A 12,838-nucleotide genomic window follows, 5' to 3' on the forward strand; every position below is an offset into this window, starting at 1 on the left:
CTGGCGTCAGAATCGCTGGTGTGCGGTCATATTCGCCAACACGGCAGGCAAGCTCAATGGTGCAGAGCCAATTCCACGATTCTTTAGGCTAGGCTGTGTGGACGGATTAGCGCTGTATTTCGTCCACATAGCCTAGGGTTTCCTGTGAACCGTCGCGATCAAGGGCAGATGGTCAGAGCCGATGTCCGGTCCAAGGGTTGTTGCTCCCGTTACGAGGTCCGAAGAGACAGCAATATGATCAACAACTGCGCCCAGAACCCAATGCAGGCGATAGTCATAAAAGAAGCGTGTTGTTTGCGGCAGACCGTCCGGAAATGTTGTCGTCAGACCTGTTCTTTTCAGGAATGAGGCAAACTGGCCCGACCAGGGAGAGGTGTTCCAGTCCCCCATGACGATGATCGGAGCCGAGGACTGCTGCCTGCGTTTCAAAATCGCGTCCTGCAGCATGGCGAGATACCGTTGCCGGTCTTCCCATCTGGACGGGGTGCGTGGGCTGTTGGGATGAACCGCGAAGAGTTGCACGGGGCCGTCGGGGGTTTCCAGATCGACAATGACAATCTCCCGGTAGGAACCGCGGTCAGCGAGATCTGTCGCCGGAACCTCGATCATTTCCGTGTTCAAGACGGGAAATCTCGAGAAAACGGACGTTTGCCCCAATCGTCCACGGATCAGCGTTTGCGGATAGGGCCCAGTACCCTCTATCTCTGCAAGACCAGCCTCTGCCAACCAACGGTCCTGTTGCCACCAGAATGTTTCCTGAAGCAGCAGGATGTCCGGGTTTTCTCTTTCAAGGAACGCTGTCAGGACAGGGTCTTGCAGGTTGAGGCGCTCGATATTGATGGAGACGAATTTCACGCCGGCACCGGTTTGTGGCTGGCTTGAGCCGGCAACGGAAACAGTGCGGAGTGCCGTCAGTCCCGCCAACATGCCGACAAGGAGAAACAGCACGAACGAGCAGTTCCAGAACAGGCGATTGCGGAGCTGAATGAGCGTTCCCATAACAGCGCAGAAAATTATCCCTGCTGCTGCGCCTCCCAGAAACTGCCTCTGGAAAAAGGACATGTTGTCCGTGAACCAGATGTGGGGAAAGGCGTAGCTGCTCAGGCCGAGGAAACAGAAGGCGAGCGCGACCAGAAGCGAGATCCAGCAGAGAAACCGAATTCCGGCCATGTCGATTGCCTTCTGTCCGTCGTTTTCAGGTGGCTCAGGACAACCGAACCTTGGCCAGCGGGCCGAGCGCTTCCGTCAACGAGCCCAGGTGCTCGGCATTGTCCGCGCCAAATCCAATCCGGGCAGAAGCCGAGACATTCGCAGGTGCACTGGTTTCTGCCGTTTCCCGCTCGACATAGGCAGCGTCGTGCGGAAGGCCAACGTGGGTGAGCAGTTTTTCCAGCTCTTCCTTGCGATTGTTGATCAGGGCCTCATACGAGACATGGTGCATCTGGATGGGAAGGACCTGCGACCAGTGATCCACGAGGTCGCCATAGGTCTTGTAGTGATGGCCGATGCTTTCCTGATCGATCATGTAATTGTGCCCGTGGCCCAGTTCGCTGGTGTAGATCGCGGCACAGGCGTCCAGCGGCGAGCGGAACGCGTGGACGAAGCTTGCATTGGGAAACAGGAGCGCCAGCAACCAGAGGTGCTGATAGTTGAAGAGGTTGGTGTCGACGATCCGCCGTGCCTTCTTGTCGACGGCTTCCAGAGCCTTCAGATAGCCGCTGCCGATCTTCTTGAGGTCCTTTTCCTCAAGGTGCAATGCATGGCGAAAATAGGCTGGCGAGACGTCTTCGCCTTCGGCAAGACGCATGCCAAGGGCAGAGAAATAACCGATCTCTCCGCCGGTCCGCACATTCGGATGTCGGGCCAGCAGAGCCTCGATTTCCTGACAGCCGGATTCAGGCATGCCGAGTACGAAGATGGGTCGATCCGTCGTAAGAGCCACGTCGCGGCGCTCGGCAAAATACTCCGGCGTGAACACGTCCTTGCAGGTCTTTACCTGCCAGTCCCGAAGACCCTTGTTGTAGGGGCGATGCAACGCTGAACGGTCGTTGGCGTGATGGGAGAATGAGGTCGCCCAGTCGCCATTTCGTTCTGCAATGGCTGCGGCCGCACGGGACAGTTTGTACCAGTGTTCCGGCTCAAGGGACGCATTCCGCTCGGCGAGAAGGCTGCCGATGCGCTCCGCGATGTCTGCGGCATCTTCACGACCTTCTGCTCTCGCTGCTTCAACGAGGGCTTCCGGGTTCTGCGGGTCCTTCTCCAGCGCCTTGTTCAAAAGCTCATCAGCCTTTGCAACATGCCCCAGCGAGCGGTGATGGCGGCTCAGGATAGCAAGCAGGCTGATGTTGTCCGGAGCATAATTTAGGGCTGTTTCGTAGGACTGGATCGCAAGGTCTGCCTTGCCCTGTTCTGCAAAGACTTCACCAAGGGCGATGTGACCTTGCGGTGATTTCGGTGCAAGGGCCGTGGCACGTGTGGCCATCTTGTAGGCGGCCGTTGCATCGCCAAGGCGAAGAAGAACGCTCGAAAAGGTGGAAAAGACGAAGGGCTGCTCCGTTGCCACCTTGGATGCGGCATCCAGCAAGGCAAGGGCGGAGATCAGGTCGTTTTTCTGGATGGCAACGATCGCGAGCGTGTAATTGATGCGTGCGTTTGCCGGATCCAGATTGCGGAGCTGCACCAGAATCGCTTCCGCCTGATTGAAATCTTTTTGTTCAATAAATGAAATGGCTTCTTCGAGGGTCGGAGCGCTCATCTGTGACCTTTTCCTTCAAAAGACGAGCGCCTCTCCTAACAGCTTTCTAGCTTTCATGGAAATGATTGTAGACAATTTTGGCCACTGCTTCGGAAATTCCGGGAACAGCTGTCAAATCCTCCAGACCCGCCTTGGAAACCGCCTTCGCGGTCCCGAAGTGCCGCAGCAGAGCGCGTTTTCGGGTCGGGCCAATTCCGGCGATTTCATCCAGCGGATTCTTCGTGATGTCCTTCTTCCGCCTCGCCCGGTGGGAGCCGATGGCGAAGCGGTGAGCTTCGTCCCGCAAGCGCTGAACGAAATAGAGCACGGGATCGCGCTCGGGCAGCATGAAGGACGGGCGTCCGGCGATGAAGAACTTTTCTCGGCCTGCATCACGGTCCGGTCCCTTGGCAATGCCGACCAGCGGTACATCGGTCAATCCGAGGCCTTCCAGTGTTTCGCGAGCTGCGGTCAACTGCCCCTGACCGCCATCGATGAGAACAAGGTCCGGCCATGCTGGCACGTCGGTCTGGGTCGTTTCTGTGGTGTCGGCGTCATCAGTTACGCTTGCGTCTTCATCTGTGCGCGCATGCTCCTTCATCAAGCGTGCAAAGCGACGCGTCAGAACTTCACGCATCATGCCGTAATCGTCGCCGGGTGTCAGATCTTCCGACTTGATGTTGAACTTGCGGTAATGCGCCTTGGCGAGCCCTTCCGGGCCGGCAACGATCATGCCGCCAACGGCGTTCGTTCCCATGATGTGGGAGTTGTCATAGACCTCGATCCGGCGTGGCGGAGCGGGCAGATCAAAGGCTTCGGCAACACCGGCCAGAAGACGGGCCTGACTTGATGTTTCTGCAAGTCTACGACCCAGCGCTTCCTTTGCATTGCGGATGGCGTGATCTACCAGATCCTTCTTCTCGCCGCGCTTTGGCACGGAGATTTCAACCTTGCGCCCCATGCGTTCGCTCAGGGCTTGCGCAAGCAGGTCCTGTTCCTCTGCCGGGTGAGACAACAGGATCAGGCGCGGCGCTGGCTTGTCGTCATAGAACTGCGCGAGAAAACTCTCCAGAATATCGGGCTCTTCAAAGCTCTTGTCGGCCTTTGGGAAATAGGCACGATTGCCCCAGTTCTGTCCGGTGCGGAAGAAAAACACCTGAACGCAGCTTTGCCCGCCCTCCTGATGAATGGCGAAAACGTCGGCTTCCTCGACTGTCTGCGGATTGATGCCCTGATGGGCCTGCACATGGGAGAGGGCAGCCAGACGATCGCGGCAGATCGCGGCGCGTTCGAAATCCAGAACTTCCGAGGCCGCTTCCATCTGGCTGGCAAGCTCCTTCTTCACTGCCGGACTGCGGCCAGAGAGGAACGCTTTTGCTTCGTCCACGAGCTCGGCATAGCCTTCGGTGCTGATTTGTCCGGTGCAAGGGCCGGCGCAGCGCTTGATCTGGTACTGAAGGCAGGGGCGGGATCGGTTCTCGTAATAGCTGTCGGAACAGTTGCGGATCAGGAACGCCTTTTGCAGCGCGTTGATGGTTCGGTCGACCGCACCGGCAGACGCAAAGGGACCGAAATAATCCCCCTTGCGCTTGCGGGCGCCGCGATGCTTGACGATGGCGGCGGACTCGTGGTCGCCGGTGATCAGGATGTAGGGAAACGACTTGTCGTCGCGCAGCAGAACATTGAAGCGAGGGCGCAGCCGTTTGATCAGGTTGGCTTCCAGCAGCAGCGCTTCGGGTTCGGTTTGGGTGACCACGAATTCCATGGCAGCAGTCGACATGATCATCCGCATGATCCGGTTCGACTGCCCTTGAAGGCGGGTATAGCTGGTGACCCGCTTTTTCAGGTTCCGGGCCTTGCCCACGTAAAGGACGTCGCCCTTTTCGTCGAACATCCGATAGACGCCGGGGCTGTTCGGCAGGCGCTTCACCTGATCGATGATGACATCGACCCCCTTGCGGACCGGCTCCCCCTGTTCGGCATCCGACAGGTCAAGCGTCCTGGATGGATCTGCTTCGGTCTCGTTCATGTCATCGGAAATTGTCATGCCATCAATTTAGGGAGCGACCGGCGAGAGGGGAAGCCGTCATTCCGGCAGGCATGGTTCCGTCGACAGATATTATTCGCCTACATTGAGAACGTCCGGGGTTTCCCAGCCAAGATGCTGCCCGCCGTCGAGTGCTATCATCTGACCGGTTACGGACCGGGCTTCCCACAGATACTGTACCGTCCGGGGGAACTCCTCTGGAACAGGACCATGCTGCAAGAGAACGGCGCCCGCCTGCCTGTCGAACTCTTCCTGAGACTGGCGCGGGCTCTTGAAGCTTGGCCCCGGACCTATGCCATTGACGCGGATGCGCGGTGCAAGTGCCTGAGCAAGAGTTTGCGTTGCTGTCCAAAGGGCCGATTTGGAAAGCGTGTAGGACAGGGAGTGCGGTGTCAGCTTCCAGACCCGCTGATCGATCAGGTTCACGATCAATCCGTCCTGACCGGCAGGCAAACTTGTCGCCATGGCATCGGCAAGGAAAACCGGGGCGCGGGTGTGGATCTGGAAATGGGTCTCGTAGCGATCCAGGGACAGATTGCCGATGCCGTCGTCTTCGAAGATCGAGGCGTTATTGATCAGAACTTGTGGAGCGCCGAATGGTTCGCTGGCTCTGGCATAGAGTGACTGCAGCGCGTGCGGATCTGTGAGGTCCGCCTGCAGGATGGCAATCTTACCGCCATCTTTCTCGATGTCGGCCTCAAGCTGCGTCGCACGTTCGCCGCCACTGACCGTATGTCCGACGATCCGCCAGCCTGCCCTGGCGAGCCCTGTCGACAAGGCTCGTCCAATGCGACTTGTTGCACCGGTGATCAGAACAGTGGGCTGCGAGACGGTCATCAATAGTCCTGCCAGATTTGGATCTTGGGGTCAGTACGCCCCAAAACCCTCTTCGGATCAAGGCGATCGGGCAGAAGTCAGGCAGAAGTGATGCTGAGTGAATAAACCGCGTAGATATAGGCGCAATAGGCGACGGTGAGGGCAAAGCCGGTGGCTTTTCCAAGGGTGATGCGGAACCCGGCAAGGCCGAGCAACAGAACCGCACAACCCAGCATGACCCAGATATCGAGTTTCAGGATTTCAGCCGGAACTTCCAGTGGAACAATGGCGGTCGTGATGCCGATGATGGCAAGCAGGTTGAAGATGTTGGACCCGATCACGTTGCCGATCGCTACGGCGCCTTGCTGGCGAATGGCCGCCATAACGGTGGTGGCAAGTTCCGGAAGGGAGGTGCCAAGCGCGATGACGGTCAGGGCGATAACAGCGTCGCTGACGCCCCAACTTTCGGCAACGGCGGTTGCCCCTTCGATGGTGAAATGCGCGCCGAGCGGCAGGCCAACAAGGCCCAGCGCAATATAGACAAGCGCGATCCCCATTGCGTCCGGAACGCCTTCCACTTCCTCAAGCGGGTCGTCTTCGCACTCGGTGGTTCCAGCTTCCCGATCAGCGGCTTTCTGCTTCAATTCCTTGCGGTGCTTCATTGCTTCAAAAGCCTGAGCGCCGAGGAAGGCGGCGAGCAGCGCCAGAAGAACAACGGCGGCTGCCATGCCCAACGGGGTCATGTAGAAGCAAAGGGCGATGAATACGGCAGAAACGGCCACCATGAAAACGGCCGTGCGGGTTGCGCCATCTTCCCCGCAAGGCGTGGCGGCAATAAGGGCAGGAAGGCCCAGAACCAGCAGGACATTGGCGATGTTGGATCCTACCACGTTGCCAATCGCGATGCCGCCAGATCCTTCAAGACCTGCTTGCAGCGAAATGACAAGCTCGGGTGCAGATGTTCCAAAGGCGACAATTGTCAGGCCAATGACCAGACTTGGTATTCCAAGTTTCTGGGCGACACCCACAGACCCTCTAACGAGAATATCACCAGCAACAATAAGGACAACGAGACCTCCTAGGAGGCTGAGATATTCAAAAAGCATTCTTGTGTCCGGTTGGGGTCGGTATGATTGGCCGTGCAGAGTGTTATGCAGTGTCAGGCTGTGTGGACGAATTGGAGATGCATTTCGCCGGGAAATGCATCTTTCAAGACAGGATAAAGTTGGCGCAGGCGATGCGGTGCATCGTCGAGCCGGATTTGCCTTGTCTTGGGCGAAGCAGGCCCGGCCCTATCGGGTGGGTCAAACGGCTGCAATCTGAAGGAAATGTCCCTTTGAACGTATGCCCAATACGTTCTGCAGGTCCTTTTCCATCATCTATTGCCGTTTGATCCACGAAATACGTCTCCAATTCGTCCACACAGCCTAAATGGGATCGCGGGCCTTATACGCAATAGTCTGGCGCGGGAAAAGGTTCGCCAATCGCTTCTGCAAGGTTCTTAAGCCATACAGCGTTAACGGTCCATTTATCATGTCACCAAAACGCCCAGATGTGCCTTGGAAATTCCCAATTGTCCCGATCAATCCGCCACAAACTGATCCCATATCAGTCAGCGGGGGAGGGTGGGAATGCGCCAAGACGGCTGTTCCCATCAGTTTCAGACGCTGTTTTGGAGTACTATTCATGAAACGTCTTGTCTGTGCAGGTCTTGCCCTTGCTACAGTAGCTGGGGTCGTGACGCCGACCTTTGCGGCAGACTTGCCGCAATCCCAGCCGGTCTATGATACGCCGCAGGATTATGCCCCGGCTGGTCGCTTTGACTGGAACGGTGCCTATGTCGGTGGCAACATTGGCTGGGCCTGGGGTGGATTTGATACATCCTCGCCGTTGACCGGTTCATTCGACAATGATGCGAATGGGGTGTCTGGCGGTATCCACGGTGGCTACAATTTTGCCATCACGCCAAATATCATTGCCGGTGTCGAGCTCGATTACCAGCTGACTGATCTTTACGAAAACTCCGTACGCAACGGCGTGAACGTAAAGACCAGCTCCGCCTGGAACTCGTCCGCGCGTGCGCGCCTTGGTTACGCGATGGACCGTTTCCTGGTCTATGGTACAGGCGGTCTTGCAATTGCCGATCTGAAGATCAACGCAAATGGTGCGTCGGATGACAGCACGGTCTTCGGTTGGACCGCCGGTGCTGGTGTCGAGGGTGCAATCACCCAGAACATTACGGCTCGCGTCGAATACATCTATCAGGATTTCGGCAGCGAGACCTTCTCGCTCGGTGGGTCCCAGTACAAGACCGACCTCGACACTTCGACGGTCCGGCTGGGTCTCAGCTACAAGTTCTGATCCTGTCGTAGAGCGATAACACAGAAGAACCCGGCCTCACCGCCGGGTTTTTTGTTTTGAGCGGAACAAAATGACCACAATTTGCGTGGTAAACTTCGGGAAGTGTTCTATTTCTTCCGATGTTATTCGACGTGGCAGCGGGAATTGCCGATCGGGCGGAAAATGGCCTTTGGAGGACGCACTACATGAAGTTCCTGATGCGCGGCATTCTGGGACTGGTCATCATCGCAGCAACGGTAGCTGCGGTGGGGTTCGGTCTCTACCGCCTGCAAGGGGCAATGACCCAGGAAGAAGCCTCCGCGCGCCCTCAGGGCCGTGAGCGGAGCTACTCGGTCAATGTGTCCGTCTTTCAGCCGCAAACCGTATGGCCCACCACGACAGCTTATGGCGAGATCGAAAGCTGGCGCACCTTGCAGCTGAGAGCCAGTTCGGACGGTCGGATCGTCGACATTGCGAAGAAGTTCCGTGATGGCGCGGCTGTTGTTCAAGGGGAGCTTCTGGTTCGCATCGACCCCGCAGATGCGGAATTCGCATTGCTCGACGCCGAGGCCGGTCTTGCCGATGCGCAGGCCCAGAAGGCCGAGGCGGAAGAGGCGGTCGTTGTTGCCGAACAGGAACTCGGGGCGGCCCGTCGGCAAATGGATCTGCGCAGGCAGGCCCTGGAGCGTCAGCGCCAGCTGAAGGAGAGGGGCTATTCAACGGCAGTTCAGGTGGAGGCCGAGGAGCTGTCCTTCGCCGCGCTCGAGCAGTCCTTGAACAACCGGCTACAGTCAGTGATCACCGCCCGCAAGCGGATCGAGCGGATGAACCTGACGGTGGAGCGGGCCGAGATCGTGGTCAAGAATGCAGAACGGGTGCTGGCCGAAACCTCCATTGTTGCTCCGTTCAACGGATATCTGGATCAGGTGGATGCGTCTCTTGGGCGCAGGGTCAGCCCGAGTGAGGCGCTGGGCCTGTTGATCGATCCTGACGCACTCGAAGCCCGGTTTTCTCTCTCCACCAGTCAGTTTTCCCGATTTCTGGACGCCAGGGGTGACCTGATCCCGGCATCCGTCACGGCTGAGTTGAAACTCGGGGACCGAACTGTTGCGGTCAATGGTGTTCTGGACCGCGTGGCTGCGGTTGTCGGGGAAGGTGAGGCGGGACGATCCGTCTTTGCAGCGCTTGTTGTCGACAATGACACGATCCTTCGTCCCGGCGATTTTGTAACGGTGCGTTTGCAGGAGCCGGAGCTGCAAAACGTTGCCGAGGTGCCGGCGACGGCGGCCACGGAAGACGGCAGGATGCTTGTTGTCGGCGAGGACAACCGACTGAGCGAAGTCAGAACCACTATCCTCCGGCGCATGGAAAACACCCTGATTGTTTCCAATGTTCCTTTTGGAACAAGTTATGTGCGTGAACGCCTGCCACATCTGGGGCCTGGGCTGAAGGTTTCTCCGCGCGGTGGGGAGACAGGAACCAGCCCGGCTCAACCAGACGCAGACCCGAGCGAGGAAATGGTATCGCTTGCCCCTGAAAAAAGGGCGGAGCTGCAGAAATTCGTCGAAAACAGCCGCATGCCGGAGGACCGCAAGGCCCGTCTTCTTGCCGTGCTGAAGAAGCCGCTCGTGCCGCAGACCGTAATTGACCGGATCGAGCAACGGCGTGGCAGGAGCGGATGATGAGGTCGCCTGGCGGTCCGAAATTTGCGTCATTTCTCGACTATATGGTTCGCCATCGCACGGCGGCGAACCTTTTGCTCGCCGTCATGCTGCTCAGTGGCATTGCGGCGGGCCTGAAAATCAGGACGCAGTTCTTTCCAGACTTCGTCATCGAGCGGGTCAGTGTCGATGTGTCCTGGCCCGGTGCTGGCCCGGAGGACATGGACCGGGCTGTTGTCGAGGTACTTGGGGCGCGTCTTCTGGCCATCAACGGAGTTGATGAAGCCAGTGCTGTTGCGAGAGAAGGCCGGGCATCGATTGATCTGGAATTCGAAGATGGCTGGGACATGGGTCAGGCCACTGATGAGGTAAAGGCGGCGGTGGATCAGGTCCGATCCGCACTGCCTGACGGCATCGATGAACCTTCGGTCAGCCGATCCGTCTATCGGGACAGGGTCACCAATATTGTGCTTTTTGGACCGGTTTCGATAGACCAGCTCTCCCAGTTTGCCGAGGATCTGCAAAGCAAGCTGTTCCAAAGCGGTATCACCCGGGTGACCATTCAAGGCACCGCTGATCCTGTTATCCGCGTGAATGTGGGCGAGGCGGAGCTGATCCGCCATGACCTGACGCTTGAGGAAATCGCCAAGGCGCTTGAGGCGAGTATCGAGTCTGTTCCCGCTGGTGAAGTGACCGGCGGCGGTGCGCGCCTGCGAACCGGGATCACCAGACGCAGTGAAGCTGATCTTGGCGAGGTGGTTGTCAAGGCTCCGGGACAGGGCGAAAAACTGTATCTGCGGGATGTCAGCACCATAGACACGGAAGGTGTCGAAAGCGGACGGGCCTATTATCACAAGGGGCAACCCGCCATTCTGGTGCGTGTTGACCGGGGATCGGACGGAGACACGATCCGTATTCAGCGGTCTGTAGAGCGGCTTGTGGCGGAGTTTCAGGAAACGATGCCCCAAGGGGTCGTCGTCCAGCTGACGCAGACACGCTCGCAAAGCATCATTGATCGCCTTGATATCCTGATCGAGAACGGCCTTTGGGGCCTGGTTCTGGTGCTCGGGTTCCTGTTTCTGTTTCTTTCGGCCCGGACTGCGTTTTGGGTGGCTGCCGGCATTCCCGTTGCCATGGCTGCTACCATTGCGATGATGTACGCCTTCGGCGTGACCTTGAACATGATCTCGCTGTTTGCGCTGATCATCTGCCTTGGCATTGTCGTCGACGATGCCATCGTGGTTGGCGAACATGCAGACTCTCTGTCGCGCAAGGGCTATTCGCCAGCGGAAGCTGCAAGCCTTGCGGCCAGACGCATGACAGCGCCGGTTTTCAGTGCCTCAATTACGACGCTCATTGCCTTTGCCGGTCTGGTGTTCATCGGCGGAAGATTTGGCACACTGGTAGGTGACATTCCTTTCACTGTCGGCGTTGTGCTGGTTGCCAGTTTGATCGAGTCCTTTCTCATCCTGCCAGCCCATATGCGCCATGCGCTTGCAGCGAGCCAGAAGGAGCGCTGGTTCGATTGGCCGAACCGGCAGTTCAATCGTGGGTTCAGATGGTTCCGCGAGACCCTGTTTCGGCCCTTCGTGGAGTTCGTGATAGCAGCGCGCCTCGCGGTGCTTGGCGGCGCTGTCATGTGCCTGCTTCTGTCTCTCAGTCTGTTTTTTGACGGATCTGTTCGCTGGCGGTTCTTCAATGCTCCGGAACAGAGCGTCATATCAGCCAATATCGCCATGATGCCCGGTGCAACGCGCACTGACACGAAAGCGATGATCGCCGAGATGGAGCGGGCCTTGGATGTGGTCGATGCCCGCTATGCCGAGACATATGGGCGCGCGCCGGTGGACTTTGCTCTGGCAACGGTTGGAGATACCGCCGGGCGCGGACTGCGCAGCGCGGACAGCAAGGATCCCGACCAGCTCGGGGGCTTGTCGATCGAGCTGATTGACCCGGATCTGAGACCCTATTCGGCCTTTCAGTTCATCGGCGAATGGCGGGACGAGATCCGCAAGTCGCCTCTTCTGGAAACACTGGCCCTTCGGGGCGAGCGGTCCGGTCCGGGCGGTGATGCGATTGATGTCGCTCTGTATGGCCCGACCACAGAGCAGTTGAAGGCGGCCGCGGAAAGCCTGAAGCAGTCACTTGCCGCCCTTCCGGGTGTCAGCGCGCTTGAAGACACGATGGCTTTCGACAAGCCGGAGCTGACCTTGTCCCTGACACCGAAGGGCGAAGCGCTGGGCTTTTCGACCGATACGGTTGCCCGTGCGCTTCGAAACCGGCTTGAGGGCATTGAGGTTGCCGAATTCCCGGTCGGGCGCCGGACGGCAAGCGTAAAGGTCAGCCTGCCGGAGGAGGAGACCCACGCCTCCTTCATTCATGAAACCCGGCTGCGCAGCCCGTCCGGAACCTATGTGTCCTTGAGCGAGATTGTCTCGATCAACAGCAGCAACGGCTTTGCCTCCATCGTGCGAGACAACGGCCTGCGAACCTTGCGGGTGACCGGCGACATTTCGGAAGATGATCCGGTTGCTGCCGACCGGGTGATGACGCTCTTGCAGGATGAACTCCTGCCTCAGCTGGCAGCGGAATTCGACGTGAAGAGCGAACTCGGGGGACTGGCCGAGCAGGAACAGTCCTTCCTTTCGGAAGCCTCTATCGGGTTTGCCCTCTGCCTTGCCGGCATCTATCTCACGCTGTGCTGGATCTTTGCGTCATGGACGAGACCGCTGGTCATCATGATCATCATTCCCTTCGGGGCGATCGGGATGATCTGGGGGCACCATCTGCACAATATTCCGCTCTCGATGTTCTCGGTCGTCGGCTTTATCGGCATGGCCGGGATCATCATCAACGATTCCATCGTTCTGGTGACGTCCATCGACGAGTATTCGGAGACGAAGCCGGTGCGACAGGCGATTGTGGATGGGGTGTGTGACCGTTTGAGAGCGGTTGTTCTGACCAGTGCGACCACTGTCTGCGGACTTACGCCGCTCTTGTTCGAGACCAGCCGACAGGCTCAGTTCCTGTTGCCGACAGTCGTGACACTTGCCTATGGGCTGGGTGTCGGCCTTTTCATCGTGTTGCTGGTAACTCCGGCGCTGTTGGCCGTGCAACAGGATTTCGGGCGGTTTATCAGTTCAGGTCTGCGGCTTGGCCGTCACGGACTTCGCCGGAGAAAGCCGCTTGGCGGCGGGGAACGTCCCGCCGCCTGATGGGTTCTGGTCTTATGAAGTTGGT

General features: G+C 58.2%; 8 protein-coding genes. 3 read left to right on the forward strand and 5 right to left on the reverse strand.

Features of this window, described 5'->3' with window-relative positions; translation table 11 throughout:
• Window positions 1-132: 132 nt before the first annotated feature.
• The 5 genes from F0155_RS07770 to F0155_RS07790 all read right to left on the reverse strand — a co-directional run bounded on the left by F0155_RS07770 (window position 133) and on the right by F0155_RS07790 (window position 6,703).
• Window positions 133-1,170, reverse strand: a complete 1,038-nt coding sequence (locus F0155_RS07770; protein WP_150523932.1) for an endonuclease/exonuclease/phosphatase family protein — start codon at window positions 1,168-1,170, stop codon at window positions 133-135.
• A gap of 34 nt (window positions 1,171-1,204) precedes the next feature.
• Window positions 1,205-2,755, reverse strand: coding sequence for a tetratricopeptide repeat-containing sulfotransferase family protein (locus F0155_RS07775; protein ID WP_150523933.1), 1,551 nt, complete (start codon window positions 2,753-2,755; stop codon window positions 1,205-1,207).
• Between the two features lie 46 nt (window positions 2,756-2,801).
• Window positions 2,802-4,781, reverse strand: coding sequence for an excinuclease ABC subunit UvrC (gene uvrC / locus F0155_RS07780; RefSeq protein WP_208999174.1), 1,980 nt, complete (start codon window positions 4,779-4,781; stop codon window positions 2,802-2,804).
• A gap of 72 nt (window positions 4,782-4,853) precedes the next feature.
• Window positions 4,854-5,618, reverse strand: a complete 765-nt coding sequence (locus F0155_RS07785) for an SDR family oxidoreductase (protein ID WP_150523934.1) — start codon at window positions 5,616-5,618, stop codon at window positions 4,854-4,856.
• A gap of 77 nt (window positions 5,619-5,695) precedes the next feature.
• Window positions 5,696-6,703, reverse strand: coding sequence for a calcium/sodium antiporter (locus tag F0155_RS07790; protein ID WP_150523935.1), 1,008 nt, complete (start codon window positions 6,701-6,703; stop codon window positions 5,696-5,698).
• Between the two features lie 580 nt (window positions 6,704-7,283).
• Between F0155_RS07790 and F0155_RS07795 the strand changes: the two genes are divergently transcribed.
• From F0155_RS07795 to F0155_RS07805, 3 genes are all read left to right on the forward strand, one after another.
• Window positions 7,284-7,958 carry an outer membrane protein gene (locus F0155_RS07795; protein WP_150523936.1) on the forward strand — a complete coding sequence of 225 codons (675 nt, stop codon included), beginning with the start codon at window positions 7,284-7,286 and terminating at the stop codon, window positions 7,956-7,958.
• A 185-nt stretch (window positions 7,959-8,143) separates the two neighbouring features.
• Window positions 8,144-9,619 carry an efflux RND transporter periplasmic adaptor subunit gene (locus tag F0155_RS07800; protein WP_150523937.1) on the forward strand — a complete coding sequence of 492 codons (1,476 nt, stop codon included), beginning with the start codon at window positions 8,144-8,146 and terminating at the stop codon, window positions 9,617-9,619.
• Window positions 9,619-12,813 (forward strand): efflux RND transporter permease subunit, encoded by a 3,195-nt coding sequence (locus F0155_RS07805; protein WP_150523938.1) that lies wholly within the window; start codon window positions 9,619-9,621, stop codon window positions 12,811-12,813. The genes F0155_RS07800 and F0155_RS07805 overlap by 1 nt, the downstream gene beginning before the upstream one ends.
• The last annotated feature ends 25 nt before the right edge of the window (window positions 12,814-12,838 follow it).

Source organism: Roseibium sediminis (assembly GCF_008711325.1).
Taxonomy (GTDB): Bacteria; Pseudomonadota; Alphaproteobacteria; order Rhizobiales; family Stappiaceae; genus Roseibium; species Roseibium sediminis.